This is a genomic window from Halobaculum sp. XH14 (assembly GCF_032116555.1).
In the GTDB taxonomy this organism is placed as follows: domain Archaea; phylum Halobacteriota; class Halobacteria; order Halobacteriales; family Haloferacaceae; genus Halorarum; species Halorarum halobium.
In genome coordinates this window covers 1330330-1352505 of sequence record NZ_CP134949.1, presented here as the reverse complement: position 1 = coordinate 1352505, position 22176 = coordinate 1330330, and the positions used below count along the sequence as shown (strand labels likewise).

At 68.4% G+C, this 22176-nt stretch carries 20 protein-coding genes; 15 read left to right on the top strand and 5 right to left on the bottom strand.

Annotated features, from left to right (window positions below; all coding sequences use genetic code 11):
• The first annotated feature begins 57 nt into the window (after nt 1–57).
• From RJT50_RS06820 to RJT50_RS06800, 5 genes are all read left to right on the top strand, one after another.
• Nucleotides 58–1614, top strand: a complete 1557-nt coding sequence (locus RJT50_RS06820) for a hypothetical protein (RefSeq protein ID WP_313695289.1) — start codon at nt 58–60, stop codon at nt 1612–1614.
• Between the two features lie 46 nt (nt 1615–1660).
• Entirely contained in the window at nt 1661–2560 is a 900-nt protein-coding gene (locus RJT50_RS06815) for a phosphoribosyltransferase HisG-related protein (protein WP_313695287.1), read from the top strand.
• 318 nt (nt 2561–2878) lie between these two features.
• A complete protein-coding gene (locus RJT50_RS06810; RefSeq protein ID WP_313695284.1) occupies nt 2879–4195 on the top strand; it encodes an AI-2E family transporter in 1317 nt (438 codons plus the stop codon).
• A 483-nt stretch (nt 4196–4678) separates the two neighbouring features.
• Nucleotides 4679–6997, top strand: coding sequence for an arylsulfatase (locus tag RJT50_RS06805; protein WP_313695282.1), 2319 nt, complete (start codon nt 4679–4681; stop codon nt 6995–6997).
• A gap of 7 nt (nt 6998–7004) precedes the next feature.
• On the top strand, nt 7005–7463 hold the full coding sequence (locus RJT50_RS06800; protein ID WP_313695279.1) for an LURP-one-related/scramblase family protein: 459 nt from the start codon (nt 7005–7007) through the stop codon (nt 7461–7463).
• A gap of 241 nt (nt 7464–7704) precedes the next feature.
• Here RJT50_RS06800 and RJT50_RS06795 read toward each other — a convergent pair whose 3' ends face one another.
• Together RJT50_RS06795 and RJT50_RS06790 are read right to left on the bottom strand one after the other, a co-directional pair.
• Complete coding sequence (locus tag RJT50_RS06795; RefSeq protein WP_313695278.1) at nt 7705–8322, bottom strand: GAP family protein; 618 nt, start codon at nt 8320–8322, stop codon at nt 7705–7707.
• Nucleotides 8319–10043 (bottom strand): SulP family inorganic anion transporter, encoded by a 1725-nt coding sequence (locus RJT50_RS06790; RefSeq protein ID WP_313695276.1) that lies wholly within the window; start codon nt 10041–10043, stop codon nt 8319–8321. The genes RJT50_RS06795 and RJT50_RS06790 overlap by 4 nt, the downstream gene beginning before the upstream one ends.
• 473 nt (nt 10044–10516) lie before the next feature.
• Here RJT50_RS06790 and RJT50_RS06785 point away from each other — a divergent pair, with 473 nt between their 5' ends.
• From RJT50_RS06785 to RJT50_RS06755, 7 genes are all read left to right on the top strand, one after another.
• A complete protein-coding gene (locus RJT50_RS06785) occupies nt 10517–11488 on the top strand; it encodes a formylglycine-generating enzyme family protein (RefSeq protein WP_313695275.1) in 972 nt (323 codons plus the stop codon).
• 192 nt (nt 11489–11680) lie between these two features.
• Nucleotides 11681–11851: a hypothetical protein gene (locus RJT50_RS06780; RefSeq protein ID WP_313695274.1), complete on the top strand. Its 171-nt coding sequence runs from the start codon at nt 11681–11683 to the stop codon at nt 11849–11851.
• Nucleotides 11852–12033: 182 nt separating this feature from the next.
• A complete protein-coding gene (locus RJT50_RS06775) occupies nt 12034–12639 on the top strand; it encodes a hypothetical protein (protein ID WP_313695272.1) in 606 nt (201 codons plus the stop codon).
• The gene (locus RJT50_RS06770; RefSeq protein WP_313695270.1) at nt 12636–13304 is read left to right on the top strand and encodes a DUF2238 domain-containing protein; all 669 of its coding nucleotides are present in this window, start codon (nt 12636–12638) and stop codon (nt 13302–13304) included. The genes RJT50_RS06775 and RJT50_RS06770 overlap by 4 nt, the downstream gene beginning before the upstream one ends.
• Nucleotides 13305–13649: 345 nt before the next feature.
• Nucleotides 13650–14456: a BtpA/SgcQ family protein gene (locus RJT50_RS06765; RefSeq protein ID WP_313695268.1), complete on the top strand. Its 807-nt coding sequence runs from the start codon at nt 13650–13652 to the stop codon at nt 14454–14456.
• Nucleotides 14457–15483: 1027 nt separating this feature from the next.
• Entirely contained in the window at nt 15484–15891 is a 408-nt protein-coding gene (locus tag RJT50_RS06760; RefSeq protein WP_313695265.1) for a DUF5805 domain-containing protein, read from the top strand.
• Nucleotides 15884–16942, top strand: coding sequence for a tyrosine-type recombinase/integrase (locus RJT50_RS06755; RefSeq protein ID WP_313695262.1), 1059 nt, complete (start codon nt 15884–15886; stop codon nt 16940–16942). The genes RJT50_RS06760 and RJT50_RS06755 overlap by 8 nt, the downstream gene beginning before the upstream one ends.
• Before the next feature lie 1225 nt (nt 16943–18167).
• Here RJT50_RS06755 and RJT50_RS06750 read toward each other — a convergent pair.
• Nucleotides 18168–18863 (bottom strand): SOS response-associated peptidase, encoded by a 696-nt coding sequence (locus RJT50_RS06750; protein ID WP_313695260.1) that lies wholly within the window; start codon nt 18861–18863, stop codon nt 18168–18170.
• Nucleotides 18864–19004: 141 nt separating this feature from the next.
• Here RJT50_RS06750 and RJT50_RS06745 point away from each other — a divergent pair, with 141 nt between their 5' ends.
• Nucleotides 19005–19811 (top strand): ribonuclease H-like domain-containing protein, encoded by an 807-nt coding sequence (locus tag RJT50_RS06745; protein ID WP_313695258.1) that lies wholly within the window; start codon nt 19005–19007, stop codon nt 19809–19811.
• 28 nt (nt 19812–19839) lie between these two features.
• Here RJT50_RS06745 and RJT50_RS06740 read toward each other — a convergent pair whose 3' ends face one another.
• The gene (locus RJT50_RS06740; protein WP_313695255.1) at nt 19840–20034 is read right to left on the bottom strand and encodes a DUF5800 family protein; all 195 of its coding nucleotides are present in this window, start codon (nt 20032–20034) and stop codon (nt 19840–19842) included.
• 104 nt (nt 20035–20138) lie between these two features.
• Here RJT50_RS06740 and RJT50_RS06735 point away from each other — a divergent pair, with 104 nt between their 5' ends.
• Entirely contained in the window at nt 20139–20504 is a 366-nt protein-coding gene (locus RJT50_RS06735; RefSeq protein WP_313695253.1) for a DUF8055 family protein, read from the top strand.
• Nucleotides 20505–20553: 49 nt separating this feature from the next.
• On the opposite strand, the gene RJT50_RS06730 is transcribed toward RJT50_RS06735, so the two are convergent.
• Entirely contained in the window at nt 20554–20847 is a 294-nt protein-coding gene (locus tag RJT50_RS06730) for a hypothetical protein (protein ID WP_313695250.1), read from the bottom strand.
• 117 nt (nt 20848–20964) lie between these two features.
• Here RJT50_RS06730 and RJT50_RS06725 point away from each other — a divergent pair, with 117 nt between their 5' ends.
• Entirely contained in the window at nt 20965–22146 is a 1182-nt protein-coding gene (locus tag RJT50_RS06725; RefSeq protein WP_313695249.1) for a redox-regulated ATPase YchF, read from the top strand.
• Nucleotides 22147–22176 lie beyond the last annotated feature (30 nt).

Genomic DNA, 22176 nt, shown 5'->3' with positions numbered 1-22176 from the left:
TCGTCGTCTGAGAATCGGCCCGTGGCCTTTTTATGTCGCCTCGAGGTGGGTGTAGCCATGAGTCAGGGGTCCGATCTTGACGACACCGTCGTCCAGCACGACGGGGTCACCGTCGAAAAGCGCTTCACCGCGGACGAATTCCCCGTGCCCGCAGTCGCGTTCACCCTCCGGACCGAGCGGGACGATCCGGCCGAGTTCCGACTCGTCGACGAGATCCCGGAGGACTTCCCGATGGACCGGGTCGGCTTCCACCCGGAGTACGAGTCCGAACACTGGACTGCCTACCAGGACCACCGCGTCGAGTACCGCCGACGGCTCGAACCGGGCGAGGAAGTGACGACGGTGTACGGCATCCGGACGGACGATCCGAGCACGGGCGCGTCGTTCCTCGGGGAGCCGACCATCGAGGAGGTGGACGAGGACGCCGACCCGGTCGGCGACGTCGCCGACGTCATCGGCGAGGACTCCTCCCAGGTCGTCCGGGACGTGCTTTCGGGCGACCGCGACGCCATCCCGGGCGACGAGGACGCCCCCGCGTCCGGGCCCGGTGCGATCTCCGAAGCCGAGGGGTCGAACGACGCGACGATCGATCTCGCGGCCGCCGAGGACGACCTCGGGCTCACCGACCCGGCTGCGGACGAGGACGAGGACCCCGAGCAGGCCGCGGACGACGACGCGGTGGCCGACGCCGTCGGCGACGATCCGGACCCGCTCGCCGACCCGCTCGAAGCGGCGGACGACGACGATGAACCCGCCGACGATGACGACGACGGCTCGGACGACTCGGGAGCCGAACTCGACGCAGACGAGGGGGACGCCGACGAGGGCGGCCTCGACGTGCCGACGGAGGAAGCCGGCGAGGACGACCTCGGCCTGGCGGAGGACCCCGACGTGACCGAGCCGACCGGCGACGCCGGCGCGGGGGCGACGCAAGCGGCCGCGGGCGGCATCGCGGCGGCGCTCGCCACGGAACTCCGCTCGGGCGAGGTGTCCGAGGCGGACCGCGAACTCCTGAAGCGCGAACTCGAACTCGACCACGCGACGAGCGTCGACGCGCGCATCTCCCGGCTGCAGTCGACGGTCGAGGATCTGGCCGCGTACACCGACGCGCTCGAGGAGTTCATCGACGAGAACGGCACCGCTGACGACCTCATCGAGGGGCTGCAGGCCGACGTGACCGAGGTCCGCGACGCGCTCGACGACGTCGAGGCCGACGTCGAGAGCGCGGCGGCCGAACGCGCGGAACTCTTCGACGACGTCGAGGACGTTCGCGGAGCCGTCGACGACGTCACCGACGACGTGGCGGAGCGTGCCGAGGGGCTGGAGGCGTCCGTCGCGGAGATCCGATCCGAACTGGAGGAGCTCCAGGACGAGGTCGCCGAGGAGGACGACGCCGTCGCGGAGGTCCGCGACGAGATGGCCGACGTCGAGGACGAGCTCGAATCGCTCTCCGCGATGATGGACGAGGAGGTCGGCGAACTCCGCGCCGACCTCGCGGAGATGCACACGGAGCTCGAGGAGTTCGAGGCGTTCCGCGAGCGGCTCTCGTCGGTGTTCGGCGCCGGCGGCGCCGGGGCCCCCGGCATGGACGAGGGGAACGGAGACGCGGAATAACGCCCGAAGCGCGCCGTTTTTGACGTGTGACCCCGTTGGACGGACAATGACAGGACCGGTCGCGGTGGCGGTGCCACGGAAGGGGCGACCCCTGGAGGCGGCGCTCGAACGCCTCGCGGCGGTCGGCGGGCCGGCGGCCGCGGCGCTGGCCGACGACGTGTCGTCGACGCTCCGCTACGAGAAGGCCATCACCAAGGGGGCACAGCCCGCCGACCGTTCGGTGTACGACCGACTGGCCGAGTACAGCGAGCACGGTGAGGACGGCCCGGAGTACACCCTCGTGCGCGACGACCGGGAGGGCCACCCGCGCCGGGTCGTCTTCGACAGCGCCCGCCTGCCCGTCGCCGGGATCGACGTGCTGCTCGTCGGCAGGGAGGAGCCGTTCAGGGCGCTCCGCACCCACGAGTTCGCACTCGGGTTCGACTCGGCCGACCTCGTGCTGGAGGAGGTCGTCCAGCTCCGCCCCCACGGGCTGGCCGGGCTCTCGGACGTGAACGCTCGCATCGACCCGCGCGACACGGACGTTCGCGTCTCGACGGGGCTCGGCGACACCGTGCGCCACACCCTGATGGCGACGCCGGGGACGCTTCCGGCCGGCGTCGACCTCGACCGTTCGTTCGTCGCCGACTACGATGGCCCGCTCTGTATCTCCCCGCGGTACGAGCGGCTGGTCGAAGCCGTGCTCGGGACCGACACGCTCGACGACGTCGAGTTCGTGTACCCCGACGCGGCCGCCGAGGAGGAGGCGGCCATCGCCGAGGCCGGACTCGGCGTGTACCTCACTGTCACCGGCGGGACCGCCCGCGACCACGGGCTGGTGCTCGGGGAGGACCTGTTCCCGAGCGAGACCGTCCTGCTGGAGAACGAGGCCGAGGCGACCGGCGCGACCGACCGGCTGAAGTCGGCGCTCGGCAGGGGCGTCGAGACCGCGATCCGCGCGGACTGATCCGGCCGCTCGACCCGCGTCCGTCGACGGCGGCCGGGAGCCGGCCGGTAAGCACCGATTTGCAAAGTGGGTTCGAGCCGACCGTGCGAGCCGTGACAGCATCGCCGACCCGTCCCGTCCGGGCGACCCCGACGCCGCCCGCGCTCGAAACACGCCGTACGGGTGACCGAGGGGAGACGGTCGAACTCACGGGAGTCGGCGGGTCCTCGGCGGGTCGCGGGGACGGGTGAACTCCCGCCGTCGATACTCGTCCGGTGGCCCGGCGAGCCACGGACGCGACGTCGCCCCGCCGTCGATCCGGTCGCCACCTCGCCGCCGATGACCGACGCCGACCGAGGCCCCCGGGAACGACGGACCCGCATCGGCTGGTGGGCGTTCACCGGGCTACTCGGCCTGGCGGCCGCGTTCGTCGCCTACTCGTTCGTCGGCATCCTGGTGCTGGGGGTGTTCGGCTACTACGCCACCCGACCGATCTACCGGCGGCTCTCGACGAGGATCGACTCGGACGGGATCGCGGCCTGGCTCACCATCCTGGTCGTGCTCGTCCCGATCCTCCTCATGCTCGGGTACGCCGGGTTTCAGCTGTTCCAGCAGGCCCAGCAGTTACTCGGCGGGGGCGCGGGCGTCCCGTTCCTCGGTGAGTCCCTGCAGGCGCTTTCGCCCGAACAGCGGCGGACGCTCCTCTCGACGGTTCGGAACCCGAGACGGGCCATCACCGACCCACAGCGGACCGCACGGACCATCCTGCAGGCGGGGGTGACCACCGTCACGGCGGTCATCGGCGGACTGCTGTTGCTCTCGCTGTCGGTGACCCTGTCGTACTTCCTGTTGAAGAACGACGACGCGCTGTCGGCCGGGCTGGTCCGGCTGTTCGGCGGCCGGGACACGACGGCGTTCGCCTACGCGTCGGCCGTCGACGAGGACCTCGAATCCGTGTTCTTCGGCAACTTCCTGTTCGTCCTCGCCATGACCGTCGTGGCCGCCGTCGCCTACTTCGGCACGAACCTGCTCGCCCCCCGGGGGCTGGCGGTCCCGATGGTGCTCGTGCTCGCGTTCCTCACCGGCGTCGCCAGCCTGATCCCCATCGTCGTCGGCAAGGTCGTCTACCTGCCGGTCGTCGCCTACCTCGCGTTCGGATCCCTGCGCATGGACGGGAGGGGACTCGTCTTCGTCGGCGGCGTGCTCGTCGCCTACTTCCTCGTCCTGGACATCCTCCCGCAGACGTTCCTCCAGCCGTACATCACCGGTCGGGACCTCGACGTGATGGTGCTGCTGTTCGCCTACCTGCTGGGCCCCATCCTGTTCGGTTGGTACGGGTTCTTCCTGCTCCCCATCCTGTTCGTCCTGCTGCTCGAGACCGTCCGGATCGTCCTGCCCGAACTCGTCTCGGGCCGCCCGCTGACGCCGGCGGTGTCGATGGGCGAGTCGGTGGGGGCGCGACCGACGGAAGCCGAGGATGACGACCCGAGCAGGGGGCGCGACACGGGCGGCGGAGCGAGCGAAAGCGGCGGGGGGGACGCGGACGAGCGCGAGAGCGCCGGATCGGGAGACGAGGGACCAGGAACGGGCGAGAACGGCGGACCGGAGTGCGATGAATCGGGGACTGCCGAGGACGCCGGGGACGAGCGGGCCTGAGAACGGATCGCTCGGGTCGATCGTCGGCCGGATCCGACGCCGGCCCCGTCGGCGTAATCCGTCGTTACCGTCCGACGTACCGACCGCGGAACGGAAAAACCGGTCGTCCGGACTCGGACTCGCGACCCGGGACTGCTCGACGGATCCGAGACCCGACCCGCGGCGACGAGTCGTCGACACGGAGGCGAGGGCACGCCTCGAACTGTGACCGACGACCGTCGAACCTCGTCAGTATCCCGTACCATCACGTCGGAACCGACGGTCAGAAAACCGGCATCCAGTCCGGAAGCGGTCACCGTCCTTTGGATAAACGTCGAGCTTTCCGGACGGTAAGCTCGGCCCCGAAACCATATGGAATATTATAACTATACCCCCGCGACCGCAGTTCGAACTGTCGGTCGGAAGCCCCGCGGGCGTCCGGTCACGCGGTCGGCAGCAGCGGGGGTCGCGCCGCGAATCCGTCGGACACGACGGAGGGCAGACATGCAAGGAAAGGAGTTTCACGGCCGGATCGGCCGCACGTACGACGAATCGGAACCGTGGTGGCCCGAGGAGACGCGGGCCCCCCAGGACGCACCGAACGTCCTGATGATCGTCCTCGACGACGTCGGGTTCGGACAGCTCGGGTGTTACGGCGGGCTGATCGACACGCCGAACGTCGACCGGCTGGCCGAGGACGGGCTCCGGTACAACAACTTCCACACGACGGCGCTGTGTTCGCCCTCGCGGAGTTGTCTGTTGACCGGGCGTAACCACCACTCGAACGCGATGGCCGGCATCACCGAGGTCTCGACCGGCTTCCCCGGCTACAACGGTCACGTCCCGCACGAGAACGGGTTCCTCTCGGAGATGCTCGTCGAGCAGGGCTACAGTACCCACGCGCTCGGCAAGTGGCACCTCTCCCCGGCCGAGTCGAACAGCGCCGCCGGCCCGTACGACGAGTGGCCGCTCGGGCGCGGGTTCGAGCGCTACTACGGGTTCCTCGGCGCCGACGCCGACCAGTACACGCCGCCGCTCGTCCACGACAACCACCAGGTCGACCCCCCCGCGACCCCCGAGGAAGGCTATCACTTCACCGAGGACATCGCCGACCGGGCGATCAACTTCATCGGGGACGCGAAACAGGTCGACCCCGACAAGCCGTTCTTCACGTACTTCGCGCCGGGCGCGTGTCACGCGCCCCACCAGGTCCCACAGGAGTGGGCCGACAGGTACGATGGGGAGTTCGACATGGGCTGGGACGAGGCCCGCGAGCGGATCCTCGAACGGCAAAAGGAGATGGGCGTCGTCCCCGAGGACACGGAGCTGTCGCCACAGAACGAGGACGTCCGGGAGTGGGACTCGCTCTCGGAGGACGAACGGAGGCTCTACGCCCGGATGATGGAGGTGTTCGCCGGCTTCCTCGAACACACCGACGCCCAGATCGGGCGGGTCCTCGACTTCCTCGAGGAGATCGGCGAACTCGACGACACGATGGTGCTGCTCGTCTCGGACAACGGCGCCAGCGCCGAGGGGGGCCCGACGGGATCGCTCAACGAGAACCGCTTTTTCAACAACATCGAGGAGGACCTGGAGGAGAACCTCGAGGCGATGGACGGACTCGGCGGTCCCGAGTACTACAACCACTACCCGTACGGGTGGACGTGGGCGGGGAACACGCCGTTCCGTCGCTGGAAGCGCGAGAGCTATCGCGGCGGCGCGAGCGACCCGCTCGTGGTCTCCTGGCCGAACGGCATCGACGCCGAGGGGGAGGTGCGCGACCAGTTCGTCCACGCCATCGACCTGGTACCGACGATCCTGGAGTCGATCGGCATCGAGGCCCCCGACGAGATCAAGGGGTACTCACAGTCGGCGATCGAGGGGACGAGCTTCGCGTACTCGTTCGAGGAGCCCGACGCGCCGGAGCGGCACACGACCCAGTACTTCGAGATGCTCGCGACCCGCGCCGTCTACCACGACGGCTGGCGCGCGGTCCACCCCTGGCCGTTCAACGAGCCGATCACGGCCGAGGACCTCTCGGCCACCAGCCTGGAGGACTCCGGGTGGGAACTGTACCACGTCGCCGAGGACTTCTCGGAGGCCCACGACGTCAGCGACGAACACCCCGAGAAGGTGCTCGAACTCGTCCAGCTGTGGTGGGCCGAAGCCGGGAAGCACGACGTGTTGCCGCTGGACGGCCGCGGCACGGAACGGTTCGCGGAGCCGCGTCCCCAGCCCGGGAAGCCCCGCGACAGGTACGTCTACTACCCCGGCGGCCAGCACGTCCCCGAGAACGCGGCCGTCAAGGTGTTGAACCGCGATCACAGCATCACCGCCGACCTGTCGGTTCCGGCGGGCGGTGCCGAGGGCGTTCTCCTCGCCCACGGCTCCCGCTCGGGCGGCTACTCGCTGTTCGTGGACGACGGGCGGCTCCGCTACGTACACAACTACGTCGGCGTCGACGAGTACGAGGTCGTCGCCGACGAGCGTCTCCCGGAGGGCGAGGTCACGGTCAGCATGGAGTTCGAGACGACCGGCGACCCGGACGTCCCCGACGGCAAGGGCGCCCCCGGCACCGTCAGGCTCTACTACGGCGACGAACAGGTCGGCGAGGGCGACCTCCCGACGACGATCCCGATCACCGTCAGCATCGTCGCGGGGTTGAGCTGTGGCCGGGACGCGGTCGACGCCGTCAGCGACGACTACCGGGACCGGGCACCGTTTGCGTTCACCGGCGATATCGCCCGCGTGACGGTCGACGTCAGCGGCGAGCCGTTCGTCCACGAGGACAAGGAGATGGACCGCATCCTGGCCCGGGAGTGATGGCGGGATGAGTCCGCTCCGGCGCCGGCAGGGACGGCAGGGCCAGCGCGGCCGGTCGCGGGGACGCGGACCGGGGGCCCGCGCGGCGCCGACCAGATACCGGATGCGCGAACGACTGCTCTCGTTCGGCGACGACTTCGTCATCGAGACGGGCGCGGGCGTGCCGGCGTTCAGGGTCGACGGCGAGGCCCTCAGAGTCCGGAACACGATCCGGATCCGGGACTCGCGGGGACGACCGCTCTACCGCGTCCAGGAGCGGGTCGTCCGGCTCAGGGAGACGATGGTGATCGAACGGAACGGCCGCCGGGTGGCGTCCATCGACCGGGCGCTCGTGACGCCCGTCAGGGACCGGTTCACCGTCCAGGTCGCCGACGGGCCGCCGCTGCACGTCCGGGGGAACGTCTTCGACCACGAGTACACCATCACCCGGGAGGGCGCACGGGTGGCGACCGTCTCGAAGCGCTAGTACCGCGTCCGCGACACCTACGGCGTCGAGGTGGCGGCCGCGACCGCGAGGACGAACGCGTCGTCCTCGCGGTCGCGGCCGCCATCGACACGATCGGACACGGGGGATAGCCGTCCGACAGACATCGACGACTCGAGACCAATGAACCGACCCCACGGGACGACCCCGACGTCGTCAACAAGTTGCCGGTATCGACTGCTACCCGCCGCCTGTACCCACTCGTGGCCGTCGGCCGTCCCGCCTATCCCAGGAGGCCGTCGAGGACGATGACGATGAAAAAGAGGATGACGACCTCGCTGACGATCCAGGAGTTCGCGTTCATCCAGTCCCGGATCCGCGGGAGGGTGACCTCGGCGCGCTCGCCGAGCGCGACCACCGCGAGCGACGGGAGTGCCAGCAACAGCAGCGTGAGGAGGACGAACGGGATCGCCTCCGTCAGCGGGAACCCGTTGGCGGCGAGATAGGAGCCGACCGTGACCGAGGTGATGACGTCGGTCGGGAAGAACCCGAGCAGGAGGAACCCCAGCCGAAGCGCGAGCCGCGGTCTCGCGGTCTGGAGCCTGCCCATCCACTCCGGGGGTTCCGACTGCCCGCGCGTCAGGAACGTGCGGACCATGGCGACGATGAGGAGCACGAGGATGAGGAGATCGAGCGTCTCCCTCGACCCTCCCTGGCCGATGGCACCGTCCCCCAGGAGAAACGCGGCGGCGACCACGAGGGATATCGACAGCGCCGCGCCGAGGACGAACGCGGCCGAGTTGCGCCGCCATCCGTCGCTCGTCGCGAGGAAGATGGCGCTCAGGATCTGCGGGCCCGCGACCATCACCACTGCCAGCGGGAGCACCGTGAGGAAGCTCACGACGTTTCCTCCTCCTCCTCGCGCCGCCATCGGTCGATGGCGGAGGCGATCCGCTCGTCCTCGCGGACGCCGCCGAGTTCCCCGTCCAGGCCGGCGGCCGCGAGCAGTTCCGTGACCTGTGCGTTCGCGCCCGCGACGCGGAGGTCGATCCCCCGGGAGGCGAGATCGCTCCGGAGTTCGCCGAGGAACTCCGCGCCCGCGAAGTCGACGATGGGCGACGAGGAGAGGTCGAAGACGACCAGATCGAGGGGCGAGTCGCGCCCCTCGACGCGCGCCTCGAGGTCCTCCCGAACGACGTTCGTGTTCGCGTAGAACAGCCCGGCGTCCACGCGGTAGACGAGCACGCCGGGGTCCTCGACCGCCTCGGGATAGCTCCCGAGGTTGACGAAATGATCGGTGTCCGGGATTCGGCCGAGGACCTCCGTCTTCGGGCTGCTAGCCAGGGAGATCGTGTGAAGCAGCGACAGGCCGACGCCGATGAACACGCCCCAGACGATGCCGACGGCGAGCACCCCGAGCAGCGCCGCGGACGCGATGACGAACTCGCTCCGGCTGACGCTCCTGAGCCGTTCCATCCCCGCGACGTCGACGAGCCCGAGCGCGGCGACGGCGACGATCGCCCCGAGGGTGGCATCCGGCAGCGTCGTGAACAGCCCGGTGAGAAACAGGAGGACGACGACCAGGACGAGCGCCATCACCGCGCTGACGACCTGGGACTTCCCGCCCATGGAGTCGTTGAGCGCCGACCGGGACATGCTCCCGCCGACGACGAACCCGCCGAACAGCCCCGCGGCGACGTTCCCGACGCCGTCCGCGAGGAGTTCCTGGTCGGGGTCGGCCCGATAGCCGTTCCGGCGCGCGAACGTCTGGACGGCACCGATCCCCTCCACGTAGGAGAGGAGAAAGAGCGCGAACGCCACCGGAAAGAGCGCTCCGAGGACGGGGATCGAGGGGATCGACGGAACCGTGAGCGACGGAAGCCCGCCGGGGAGCTCCCCGACGATTTCGACTCCCCACGCCTGAAAGTTCAGGACGGACGAGGCGACGATGGCGAGCAGGACGACCACCAGCGCGGTGGGCAAGCGGGGCACGTACCGCTCTCCGAGCAACAGGAGCGCGATCGAGATGAGTCCGACGGCGACCGTCGCGGCCTGCGCCTCGTTCAGGTTGACCAGGACGAACCAGACGCGTTCGAAGAACGTGCCCTCGGAGCCCGAGATACCGAGCAGTTTCCCGAGTTGCGTGGAGATGATGTACAGCGCGGCCCCCGTCGAGAAGCCGGTCAGGACCGACCCCGAGATGAAGCTCACGAGGTGGCCGAGCCGGAACACCCTCGCGGCCACGGCGATGACGCCGACGAGAACCGTCGTCACCGTGACGAGCGCGGGATAGGACAGTTCGCTTCCGTCCGCGATCGGGCCCACGCCGGCGAGAAGCAGGATGGCGAGCGCCGACGTCGGCCCGAGGAGCACCTGGCGCGACGAGGCGAAGAACACGTACGTGGCCGCACCCATCAGCGCGGCGTACAGCCCCGTCTGGGGGGGCAGTCCCGCGAGCGAGGCGTACGCGAGCCCTTCCGGGATGACCGCGGCCGCGACCGTGATCCCCGCCACGAGATCGGTCCGAAGCCACGACCGGTCGTACGCGGGGAGCCACTCGGTCACCGGGAGCACCGACCCCGCGAAGCGCTTCGCGCGCTCGGAGGGACTATCGGTCGACATGGTCGTCCAGAACGACGGGGTCGATCACCGGCCCGCGGGCACGGGACGCGTCCCGGAGTCCGGGCTCGTCCCCCCGCGGACGCCCGGTCCGGACCGGGACGTGCGTCGGGAGGGTTCCGTCCCGGATACGGTCGTATCGCACCCTCACCGTCGTCGAACGCGAACGTGGTCGGTGACGATCATGTGAACGTGCCGTTGGTCGAGCACGACCTTTGTAATGGACGGGCGTCCGCGCGAAGGGTTCCCGTAGGAGCGATCCAGTCGTCCCGGAGCGTCGTGTCACGGGCGCACGCGTCCGGGAACGCGATCTCGTCCGAGTAGGCGCATCCTGAGCCCCCGATCCGTCCGCTAATCCGTCGTTTCAGCTTCTAAGCCGGACGTCATGGAGAATCGTGTGTGCATAACAAAGCTGCGTCCACGGCACGTCGTCATCGGGTACCAGTTCGGTCGTCCCCGGCGACCGATCACGATTCATGACTCGACACCGAACCGACCCCGAACCGCCGACCGCGCCGGACGACCGAATGGTCTGGATTCCCGGCGGGACGTTCCGGATGGGATCCGACGAGTTCTACCCCGAGGAGGCCCCCACCCGGGAGGTCGACGTCGACGGGTTCTGGATGGACGAGACGCCCGTGACCAACGCCGAGTTCGAACGGTTCGTCGAGGACGCCGGCTACACGACGCTGGCCGAACGAGACCCCGACCCGGCGAACTACCCCGGCTCGGACCCCGCCGACCTCGTTCCGGGGTCGGCCGTCTTCACCTCGCCCGACGGTCCCGTCGACCTCCGTGACCCGAGCGGCTGGTGGGAGTACGTCCCCGGCGCCTGCTGGCACCACCCGCTGGGCCCCGACAGCTCCATCGAGGACGAGCCGGACCACCCGGTCGTCCACGTCGCTTTCGAGGACGCCCGGGCGTACGCCGACTGGGCCGACAAGCGCCTCCCGACCGAGGCCCAGTGGGAACGCGCGGCTCGGGGTGGCCTCGACGGCAAGCGGTTCGTCTGGGGCGACGAGCACGTCCCGGACGGGACCCTGCTGGCGAACACCTGGCAGGGCGAGTTCCCCCACGAGAACCTGGAACTCGACGGGTACGAGCGCACCTCGCCCGTCGGCTCGTTCCCCCCGAACGAGTTCGGCCTCCACGACGTGGCGGGCAACGTCTGGGACTGGACCCGCGACTGGTTCAGCGCCGACCCGACGGCCGGCGAAGCGGACTCGCCCTCGTGCTGTACGCCGACGAACCCGCGGGGCGTTCAGGAAGCCGAGAGCGTCGACCCGCGCGACCCCGCCGAGGTTCCCAGGAAGGTGTTGAAAGGCGGCTCGCATCTCTGTGCACCCAACTACTGCTTCCGCTACCGGCCGGCCGCCCGGTACCCCGAGCCGGTCGACACCTCCACGAGCCACGTCGGCTTTCGGTGTATCGTTCCGGCTGACCGGTGATCGGGGGTGGTGGCCGGTGAGCGGAGGTGGTGGCCGGTCGCGACTCCGGTTCTGCGGTGGTCGTTGGCGCTCGGAGAGACGCCGGTAGGTCCGTCCTACACCACGACCCGGCTCGACCCGACGGGCGGAGGGAACGTGGCGGGAGAACGTTTATGATCACCCTACCCTGTGTGCCGGTACCGCACCGCAACGATGATCACGAAACCGCCGAACACGACGAAGGCGACGACGCGGATCGACTGTGACAACACCGGGGGGTACAACGTCAAACCCGGCGTCCACACGTACGAGTACTGCCCGTTCTGTGGGCACCCCGTTCTGGAGGGCACCGAGCACGAACTGATCGTTTCGCTCCCGTCCTGACCGGACCGGTTATGCGCGAGTCGGGACCGCGGGACCGGTCCGGAGTCTCGGTAGGAACGGTCGGTGGGCCGTACTCATGGGGAGCGCCTCGCCCGAGCGTCCGGTAACGAACCGTCGAGAAAACGGTCGGCTTCTCGAAACTATCGTTTTGAGACCGTCAGCCCTCGTTCGAGGCACAGCTCATGAGCCAGGCGGCAACGGACGGGTGGTATCTCGGCGACAGCCGAGCGAACTCGGTGATCGGTCTGACGCTCACCGGGGCGCTCGCACTCGCTGCGGTCGGTAGCCTGCTCGCCGGACGGCCGGTCGACGCAGTGCTCGCGGGGACGGCCGCGGCGCTGGCAGTTTACCCGGCCGTGGTCGGCGAGTCGCCGCTGCGGTTCGTACCGTGGCCGGTCCTGGCACTCGCGACGGCGCCCCACGTCGTCGGGACGGTCGACCCGGGGTTCTTCGGGCTGGTCGTGGACGGCGTCGGCATCGCCGCGATCGGAATGCTCGCCGCCGCGACGATACAGGCCACCACGAGCGTCAGCATGACGCCCTCGTTTGCCGTTTCGTTCGTCGTGTTCCTGACGCTTGCGACGGCCGCCGTCTGGACGGTCCTCGCCGCTGCCGCGGCGGCGGTCCTCGGGACGCCGTTCGTCGGGACGAACGCCGAACTCATGTCCGTCTTCACCGCCGCGGCGCTCGGAGGCGTCATCGGCGGCCTCGTGTTCCGGTGGCTGTTCCGTCGGCGGCTCCGGCGCTCGAACGGGGCGGGTGCGACCGGCGAGGTGAACTCGACGTGAGCGTCGTTCGTCGCATCGGACTCACACCCGAGCGGGAGTGGACGCTCGTGCGCCTGCTCCAGCTCTGTATGCTCGGGATCTTCCTGCTCGGGCTCGTGAACCGGGACCCGGGAATCATGGTCAACGCCGGCGCCGGACTGCTGGTGAGTCTCCTCCCGGCGGCGCTCGAGCGAAACTACGGCTTCACGGTCGACGTCGGACTCGTCCTGTGGATCGCCGTCGCCATGTTCCTGCACGCGTTCGGGACGGTTCCGCTCCCCGGGCTCGACTTCTCAACGCTGTACGGCGGGACGTGGTGGTGGGACCACCTGACCCACGCGCTATCCGCGTCGCTGGTCGTCGGCGTCGCCTACACGGGTGCACGAGCGCTCGACGAACACTCGGAGGCGATCGCCCTCCCGCCGCGGTTCCTCGCCCTCTACCTCCTCGTGTTCGTGCTGGCCTTCGGCGTCGTCTGGGAACTGCTGGAGTTCTACATCAGCGTCGCGTCCGGGGTGATCGGCGGCGAGGCCGTTCTCACGCAGTACGGACTCGAGGACACCGTCCTCGACATCGTCTACGACTCCGTCGGCGGCCTCGTCGTCGCAGTCGTCGGCACGGCCCACCTGACTGGCGTCGTCGATCAGCTCGCGGCGCGGCTCGACGAGCGAGCCGCGAACCGTTGACATGAGATTCCCGGAGGTCGGTCGGGACGGGCCGGTACTCGTCCAGTACCACCACGGACGTGACGCGCCGCCATCCGTCACGATCCGAAGGTGACGCCGTAGTTTCGACGCCGGGAGACGACGTGATCCGGAGCTGGCCGAGCGGGGGGACACACCCATCGAACGAGGGGGCACACGCCCGAGACCGCTGCCAGTTCGGCCGTTTGCTTGGTATAGCCACATACAGTGTATAAGTCGCGGTGCGGCCACCGTTTCGTCGCTTCCGAAGCAACGAAACAGTGGATGGAGACGCGACAGCGGGGGGAACGCGGCGGACTTTACCCCCCGGAGAACCAGTCGAACACCATGCTCGAATCCACGTTCGGAACCGCGCGGCCGGTCGTCGGCATGGTCCACCTCCCGCCGCTCCCGGGAGCGCCCCAGTACGCCGGGTCCCGCGAAGCACTGCTCGCGGACGCTCGCCGCGACGCGGGGCGGCTATCGGACGGCGGCGTCGACGCCGTCATGCTCGAGAACTTCGGGGACGCCCCGTTCTACCCCGACGACGTTCCGAAGCACGTCGTCGCAATGATGACCCGTGCGGCCGGCGAGGTCCGGGACGCCGTCGACGTCCCGGTCGGCGTCAACGTGCTCCGGAACGACGCGAACGCCGCGGTTTCGGTCGCTGCGGCCGCCGCCGCGTCCTTCGTTCGGGTGAACGTTCACTCCGGGGCACGACTGACCGACCAGGGGCTCATCCAGGGGAAAGCCCACGAGACCGCCCGACTGCAGGACCGCATCGACGCCGACGTGCGGGTGCTCGCTGATCACGAGGTGAAACACTCCACGGCAGTGGGAACGGAGTCCGCGGGCGCTGAATCGATCGTCGACGCCGTTCAGCGTGGCCTCGCGGACGGGACGATCATCACGGGGTCGGGAACCGGACAGGGGGTCGAGCGGGCCGACCTCGAGGCCGCACGGGCCGCACACGACGAGTTCGGCCTGGAGACGCCGCTGTTCGTCGGGAGCGGGGTGACAACCGAATCGGTCGGGGAAATCCTCTCGGTCGCCGACGGCGTCATCGTCGGGACGGCGTTCAAGGAGGACGGAGACGTCCGGGGGCCGGTCTCCGAGCCGCGGGTCCGCGAACTCGTCGAGGCCGCCGAGCGATAACTACCGCAGTCCATCGGTTCTCACGTGTTCGATAGAACCATGGAAACCACAAGCAGAGAGCGCGAATCGGAGCGAGGTCGGATCGACTAGCAGTGATCGAGGGCGTCGAGAGATCACGCGCCGAACTCCGTTTCGATAACCCGGGGATGGACAGTTCCTCCGCGGGCTCGCCTTCGGGATCGACGGCGCCACTCCACGGAGGCTGTTTCGGGACCGGCCGAAACCGGCTGCGAGCTCCGTACCGACTCACTCGGAGCCTCACCGACGGGCGACGAAGTCGGTCTCCGTTTCCCCGTTCCGTCTGCGGGTCTCGGGCGGAGGCAGTGGGAGCCAGTGTTTCGGGGACGTCCGTCGAATCCGTAACGACACCCCGCTTCAGCGAACGGCCGGAAACCGCAGCCGCCAGCCTCACCCGCAGTTGAGTAGAGCGGGATTCCTCTCCTCGCAGAGAAACTGGCACGGGGAGTTCGGCCGAGCCTGCCTAGAGGTCGCTCGGAGTCAAAACCACGGGAGGGCGACCGCAAACGGAGCACACGCCACGGGCGGTGGCGACGCTCGGCGTTCGACGGGAGCCGGTCGCCATCCCGAATCGACCCCGACGGAGGATCGACCGAGCCGCCGGCGGCGAAGTATCCCGGAACCCCGTCGGCGGGATTGTTCGGCGAACTCGTAACTCGTCGTGGAGATCGCGCCCACGACCAGTCGGGAGGCGTTCTCGACGGTGCGTCGACGAGCTGCCTCCCCGCTCGACGACGAGTAACGATCACCCACACCAGTTCCGTTCGGTGGTCCGCTTCGAACAGGTAACCGAGTGGGACGACACGAGCGCGGCGAATCGCGAAGCAGTTCGTAAGGCAAGTTCCTGTGGAACTGTAGAGTATATTGAAAGACAGGATATCGTGTCTTCTTCTTATGTAAGGCAAGTTACTAAGCCTATATTACGCCGATTTTGCACGCTGTTCGTGGTCTTAGTAAGTTTAGACGGGAAACAGTGGAATTGATAAGGACCCCGCCGTATCGTGGGTGCGTGAGCGAACTCGACACGGAACGGACCGAAGTCAGGGTGAACCTCCCGCGCTACCAGAAGGCCGAATGGGTCGAGGACGCGGAGCGGCTCGACATGTCCCAGACCGAGTTCGTCCGAACGATGGTCCAGGCGGGCCGCAGCGAACTCGGCCTGGATCTGAAATCGACCCCGGATTCGTCCGGCGAAACGGAACCCCGTTCTGACCCCGCCGACCCCGGGGGTGAAGGCCTCGAAGACCGTGTCCTCGACACTCTTCGTGGCGAGGGGGCGGTGACGTGGGACGACCTCCTCGACTCGGTCGTCGGCGACGTCGAGGAACGGCTCGACGAGACGATGGGCGATCTGCAACAGTCCGGTCGCGTCCGGTTCAGCGGGCGCGACGGAGGGTACGTGTTGACCGATGAGTAGCACCGACAGTCGGAACGCCGACGATCCGGCCGACCCGATCGGCTACTTCGTTCAGGACATGGAGCTACACGGCAAGAGCGACCAGACCCGAGAGGAGTACGGTCGGGTGCTCCGTCGGTTCGAGTCCTTCCTCGCGGACGGCGGACCCGGCAGTTCCGGGACCGTCGAGCCCGGAGACGCATCACACCGGGACTGTATGTCGTTCGTCCACGAACTGCGTCGTGACCCCGACCTCGCCGACTCGTCGGTCGCCACCTACGCCGCGTACCTCCACCGGTTCTACGCCTACATGACCCAGGTGGGCGCCTTCGACGCGAACCCGATGGCGCTGGTCATGGAGGAACTCGACGAGCGAATCGAGACCGACCCCGCCCGCCGGGAGATCTCCGTCCCCCGAATGCGGCGGTTCGTCGCCTCCGTCGGCCACCCGCTGGAACGGGCGCTGATCGTGACGCTCCTGAAGACGGGGATGCGCGTCGGTGAACTGTGCAACCTGGACCTCCGTGACCTCTCGCTGTCGGTCGAGACGGGCGAACTCCGCCTCGGGGATCGAGCCCAGCTCGATGGCCGCCCGGAATCGCTGTACGTCGCCGCCGAACCGAGCGTCGGGACCGAGTACAACGGCGAGATGCGGGGCGCCTCGAACAAACGAAAGCGTGGGACCGTCGTACCCGTCGACGAGGAACTCGAACGGACGCTGTGCCGCTGGCTCGCGATCCGTCCGGACCCGGTTTCGGACGCGGAGCCGCTGTTCCTCGGGACGGCCCGCGGCTGGGGCGAACGACTCACACCCGAGCAGGTTCAGCGGATCGTCAGGGAACACGCGACCGAGATGGGCTGGTACGAATCGGGTGCCGGGGCGACACAGAACGTCACGCCCCACTACTTCCGCCACTTCTTCACGACGCACCTCCGCGACCGGACCGGCGAACGCGGGATCGTGAAGTACCTCCGCGGGGACGTCGCCGAGGACATCATCGACACGTACACCCACAACTGGGGCGACAACGTCCGCGAAACGTACGAACGCCACATCTACTCGCTCCTGTGAACGGACTGGCCGACAGATATCTGCGTTCCTCAGCGGTAATCGGTCAGTCAGGCGGACCGCGAAAGCAGGACGGCACGGGATCGTGCGATCCCGACGGAGAAGCAAGCCAGCCGAGTGCCTGCCCGGTCCCGACGCTGACTTCGATCGGCCCCGGTTGAAACGTCGAGACCCTTCCACGGCCGGTTCGAAGACCGACCCTCCGGATCGGCTACCGGCTGAACGATCCGCGCGCGGTCGTACCTCCCCGCAGCAGGACGCTGATCCGGTAGCCGGAGGATCGCCGCCCCCGGATTGCACACCCAGTCGAACGCGCTCGACTCCGGGTTGCGAACCGGTGCATCGTCGCCTCGGGAGGGCTTTCAGGGCGAGGACACCGCTGGTGGTGCCGAATCGGAGTAACGCTAAGCGGGAGGAGAGCGGGCAATCCCTATCGACGGGACGGCTCGCACGCGAACTACCCCGGAGTGTCACGACGCCCCTGGAGCACAGCCGCACGTGCCCAGGGTCGCTCTGACGGCACTGAACCAGAGCGGGCCGATTCCTCGTGAGCTCCGACGGAAGCGGAAACCTGACCGTTGTGACGGTCAGCGAGCCCACTTCCGGTCGTCGGAGGACGGTGGGACGAAATTGTGCCTCTGAGGACGTCCACAGATGGAACCTCCCCGACCGTTCCGAACTAACTTGCCTCGCGAAACGGGCCGTCAGCCCCTCCAGACGGGTCGAGAGCCGTCCCCCTCGGAAGCGTTCCCAGGCCAGGTTTCGCTCCAGAGGCCGGCGCGATTTCCCGTATCACGCCCGCGAGAGAGCATCAGTTTGAGGGGACGCAAATCGTGGCGAAAACGAGTGCAGGACCGCACACGCGTTCGAGAAGGTTCGGTAAGGACCTGATCGCTCGTCTCGACGTCGTCGCGTTCTCGAACCGGGATTCGGGATCCGAAACGGCCAGTATCCAGCCGAGGACGACGGAGTCACCGACGAGGAGCTTCCACCGGCATGTCCGCTCGATCGGTCCCCTCCGAAGAACGTCCGAAACCCTGCGTTCTCCCCGCGGCCCGGGGTCGTCGACGGCCGAGTCGGATGAAATCACCCCAAGTATACTACTTTGTTTCGTAATTCAGATAATCCAGAGGGCGCCCCCTCACAGTCATATAAACCCTATTCAGCTATAGCAAATGTCGCTATACAGGCGCGGCCGCCCGTGCAGCCGAATCCGCCGAAAATCGCTTCAGGAACCGAGTTCGACCGGTTCGACCAGCGACGGGTCGTCGTTCGCGGGCGAGTTCACCCGGGTCGAAACCGGATACGCCCGGAACTCGTCGTCGGAGATCGGGGTCGCCAGCGTTTCGTGATCGAGGAATCCATCCAGCCAGGCTCGCTCGTGTTCCGGGCGAAGGACGACCGCCATCCGGTCGTGCAGTTCGGAGACGAGGTCGTTCGGCTCGGTCGTCAGAACGGTGAACGCTTCGACCCGCTCCTCGCCCGTGGGTTCGTCGCGTCCGAACTCGCCGATGCCCGCCTGGCGAGTCGGCGGCGTCCACGTCTCGTAGAGACCCGCCATCGCGAACGGCCTGTCGTCCGCGAACGACACCCGGTACGGCCATTTCCCGCCATCACGCCGTGTCCACTCGTAGAACCCGTCGGCGGGAACGAGACACCGGCGTGACTCGTAGGCGTCCGTGAAACTCCGTTTCTCGCGGACCGTCTCGACCCGCGCGTTGATGAGGTCGAACGATTCGTCGGCCCACGAGGGGGTGAACCCCCACTTCATCCGGCGCATCCGGCCGGTGTCGTCGGCGGCGAGCACCGGAAGCGACTGGCCTGGCGCACAGTTGTACCGCGGCTGCAGGTCCGCCGGGGGCTCCGCCTCGAACCTGGATTCGAGAGCCGCCGGCGGCAGATACAGCGAGAATCGGCCACACATGACGGGTGATAGTCGGGTGGGAACGGGGTTAACGATTCCGCGCACCGCGGTCGGCAGCGGGCGGTTCGGGTCCCGAACGTTTACCAGCCAGAGCGGACGAGTGACTACCACCGACGCGCCCCGCGTGCGCAGGAGTACCTGATGCGAATCGAGAACAGCTTCATTCCGGTCGAGGGGGTCGGCGAGGCGACCGAGCGCCGACTGTGGGAGAGTGGCGTAACCGAGTGGGACCTGTTCTCGGGCGGAACCATCCGGGGGGTCGGAGCCACGACGGCCGGCCGCATCGAGTCGTTCATCGACGAGGCGCGGGAACGGCTCGACGACGGCGACTCCGCGTTCTTCGAAGACGCGTTTCCGAGCGCGGAACGGTGGCGACTCTACGAGAACTTCCGGGGGACCGCCTGCTTTTTCGACATCGAGACGACCGGGCTCTCACAGCACCGCGACAGGGTGACGACCGCCACCTTCCACCGACCCGGCACGTCCGAACTCGGCACGTGCGAACCGGGCTCGAGGAGCGACGCCGGCGGCGAGACGACGACGCTGGTGCGCGGTGAGGACCTGACCGGCGAGGCCGTTCGTGAACAGTTCGAGAAAGCCGACCTCCTCGTCTCGTTCAACGGCAAACGGTTCGACGCTCCCTTCCTGGAGTCGTCGTTCGATCTGACCGTCGAAACCCCACATCTGGATCTGATGTACCCCTGCCGAACGCTGAACCTGACTGGCGGGCTCAAGCCGATCGAGCGCGAACTCGACATCGGGCGCGACGGCCCGGAGCTGACCGGACGCGACGCAGTCCGGCTCTGGCACGAGTACGAGCGGGGCGACGACCGGGCCCTGGAGACGCTCGTCTCGTACAACCGGGACGACACGGTGAACCTCCGCACGCTCGCGGACGAGGTCGCGGGTCGCCTGCACCGGGAGACGTTCCCGACCGTCGACGCCTGACCCCCCGGACGAGTGTGCCCGGGGCCGGCTACAGGATGTCGCCGATCCGGCGCGGTTCCCCCGAGAGCGCGGGCCGCTCCTCGATCAGCTTCAGCACCTCGTGGTCGGTCACGTCCAGGTAGGACTTCTCGGTCGCGTCCTCGACCAGTTCCTTCTCCAGCCGGAACTCGGTCCCCTCGTGGACGACGTCGACGCCGGACTCGTCGAACGACAGCGCGGTCATGCTCGATCGTTGGACGTGGGCACGTAAAAGGTCGAAGTTCCGGCGCGACGAGTCAGCGACGTTTCACGTACAGTTATGACACTGGAACACAGCCTCTCGCCAGTATGCAGGGCGACGCGAAGGGTGGGCGCTCGGTCAGGTGGCGAGCCGTGACCACGCTCGCGGAGACCTCGCGTCACCAGTGCCAGTCGTTCGACCCCGAGGAGTCGACGCCCGCGGAAGCGATCGCCGAGGGCATCGAACCGCTCCTCACTGAGTACGTCCGCTGCTGTCGTGACGGAATCCGGCTGTCCGCGGTCGAGCGCTCGCTGCTGGAGGGTGCGCTCAACGACTGGCTCCGGGCGTACGCCGCCGCACGGGAGCTGCCCGCCTTCGAGGGGACGGCGTTCTCGGTCCACGAACTCGCCATCGAGTACGCCCGGACCGGAGAGACGGCCGAGGCCGTCGAACAACTGTTCGAGGAGCAGTGATCGGGGCCAGTGATCGGGGCGGCCACCCGATCGGGCGACCCCGTCCGGTTCAGGTGAGCCACTGGAACAGTCCCACGGCGAGCAGCAGCGCTCCGAGGACGCCGGTCACGAATGCACGCTCCCGGGAGAGGACTCGTTCCCGGCTCAGTCCGGCGGCCGTGACGATCACGACCCCGCCGAGCAGGACCGACCCGTAGACGAGCCAGGTTTCGATCTCGGTCGCCGCTCCCTCGTGACCGGGGTGTGCGAGCGCCGACCCCGGCGTGCAGATGAGCACGAGGAGCGCCGTTGCGGGGCGGAACAGCGTCCCCGAACGGGGGCCGAGACGACCTGGACGGAACACGAGGACGGTTTCAGTACCCGCCGTAGTGGGAATTTCGATTCGGACTGGCGGCCCGGGAGCCGCCGACCGGGAGCGGGACCGAAAGGTGCTTTTCGCGGCGGCGGCCTACGTCGTGGTATGCTCTCGGTCGCGCTCGCGGGAAAGCCGAACGCCGGCAAGTCCACGTTCTACAAGGCCGCGACGATGGCCGACGTGGACGTCGGCAACTACCCGTTCACGACCATCGACCCGAACCGCGGCGTGACCCACGTCAGGACCGACTGCCCCTGTCTCGACCGCGAGGAGCGCTGTGGCAACGAGCACTGCCGGGACGGAAAGCGCTACGTTCCGGTCGAACTGCTCGACGTGGCGGGGCTCGTCCCGGGCGCACACGAGGGGCGGGGCCTGGGCAACCAGTTCCTCGACGCGCTCACGGACGCGGACGTCATCCTCCAGGTCATCGACGCAGCCGGGGCGACGAACGCCGAGGGCGAACCGGTCGAGGTCGGCGAGTACGACCCGGTCGAGGAGGCCGACTTCGTCGAGGAGGAGATGGACCAGTGGCTGGCGGGCATCGTCGAGCGCAACTGGGAGTCGGTCGAGCGCAAGTCGCGTTCCCCCGACTTCGACATCGACGAGGCGCTGACCGACCTGCTGACCGGCTTCGGTGCCACCGAGTACGACGTGACGGCGGTCCTCCGGGGGATCGAATACCCCGAGGATCCGATCCAGTGGACCGACGAACACCGGGAACGCCTCGCGCGGGACGTCCGCGCGCGGACGAAACCGATCGTGCTGGTGGCGAACAAGGCCGACATCGCACCCGAGGGGAACGTCGAGCGGCTCCGCGAGACCGACAAACCCGTCGTGCCCGCGACCGCGGACGGCGAACTCGCGCTCCGATCCGCGGCGGAGTCGGGCGTTCTCGACTACGACCCCGGCGACGCGGACTTCGAACTGCTCGGCGACGTGAGCGACGCGCAGGCCGAGGGGTTAGAGCGGATCCGCGAGGTGATGGCGGCGTTCGGCGGCACCGGCGTCCAGACGGCCCTCGACGAGGCGGTGTACGGCCTGCTCGACCGCATCACGGCCTACCCCGTCCAGAACGAGACCCACTGGACCGACGCGCGCGATAACGTCCTGCCGGACGCGTTCCTCCTCCCGCGCGGGAGCGGCCCGAAGGACCTCGCCTACGCCGTCCACACGGACATCGGCGAGGGGTACCTCCACGCGGTCAATGCGAAGACGGAGCGGCGAATCGGAGAGGAGTACGAGCTGGAGGAGGGCGACGTCATCAAGGTCGTCAGCACGGCGAACTGACCAACTGGCCACTACTCCTTCCCATCCGGC

Excerpts from the sequence above, each read along its gene's own strand:
- RJT50_RS06740 (WP_313695255.1), bottom strand. The coding sequence starts at position 20,034 with ATGACCGCGCTGTCGTTCGACGAGTCCGGCGTCGACGTCGTCCACGAG.
- RJT50_RS06785 (WP_313695275.1), top strand. The coding sequence starts at position 10,517 with ATGACTCGACACCGAACCGACCCCGAACCGCCGACCGCGCCGGACGAC.
- RJT50_RS06750 (WP_313695260.1), bottom strand. The coding sequence starts at position 18,863 with ATGTGTGGCCGATTCTCGCTGTATCTGCCGCCGGCGGCTCTCGAATCC.
- RJT50_RS06725 (WP_313695249.1), top strand. The coding sequence starts at position 20,965 with ATGCTCTCGGTCGCGCTCGCGGGAAAGCCGAACGCCGGCAAGTCCACG.
- RJT50_RS06810 (WP_313695284.1), top strand. The coding sequence starts at position 2,879 with ATGACCGACGCCGACCGAGGCCCCCGGGAACGACGGACCCGCATCGGC.
- RJT50_RS06805 (WP_313695282.1), top strand. The coding sequence starts at position 4,679 with ATGCAAGGAAAGGAGTTTCACGGCCGGATCGGCCGCACGTACGACGAA.
- RJT50_RS06800 (WP_313695279.1), top strand. The coding sequence starts at position 7,005 with ATGAGTCCGCTCCGGCGCCGGCAGGGACGGCAGGGCCAGCGCGGCCGG.
- RJT50_RS06815 (WP_313695287.1), top strand. The coding sequence starts at position 1,661 with ATGACAGGACCGGTCGCGGTGGCGGTGCCACGGAAGGGGCGACCCCTG.
- RJT50_RS06790 (WP_313695276.1), bottom strand. The coding sequence starts at position 10,043 with ATGTCGACCGATAGTCCCTCCGAGCGCGCGAAGCGCTTCGCGGGGTCG.
- RJT50_RS06755 (WP_313695262.1), top strand. The coding sequence starts at position 15,884 with ATGAGTAGCACCGACAGTCGGAACGCCGACGATCCGGCCGACCCGATC.
- RJT50_RS06745 (WP_313695258.1), top strand. The coding sequence starts at position 19,005 with ATGCGAATCGAGAACAGCTTCATTCCGGTCGAGGGGGTCGGCGAGGCG.
- RJT50_RS06775 (WP_313695272.1), top strand. The coding sequence starts at position 12,034 with ATGAGCCAGGCGGCAACGGACGGGTGGTATCTCGGCGACAGCCGAGCG.
- RJT50_RS06780 (WP_313695274.1), top strand. The coding sequence starts at position 11,681 with ATGATCACGAAACCGCCGAACACGACGAAGGCGACGACGCGGATCGAC.
- RJT50_RS06735 (WP_313695253.1), top strand. The coding sequence starts at position 20,139 with ATGCAGGGCGACGCGAAGGGTGGGCGCTCGGTCAGGTGGCGAGCCGTG.
- RJT50_RS06820 (WP_313695289.1), top strand. The coding sequence starts at position 58 with ATGAGTCAGGGGTCCGATCTTGACGACACCGTCGTCCAGCACGACGGG.
- RJT50_RS06765 (WP_313695268.1), top strand. The coding sequence starts at position 13,650 with ATGCTCGAATCCACGTTCGGAACCGCGCGGCCGGTCGTCGGCATGGTC.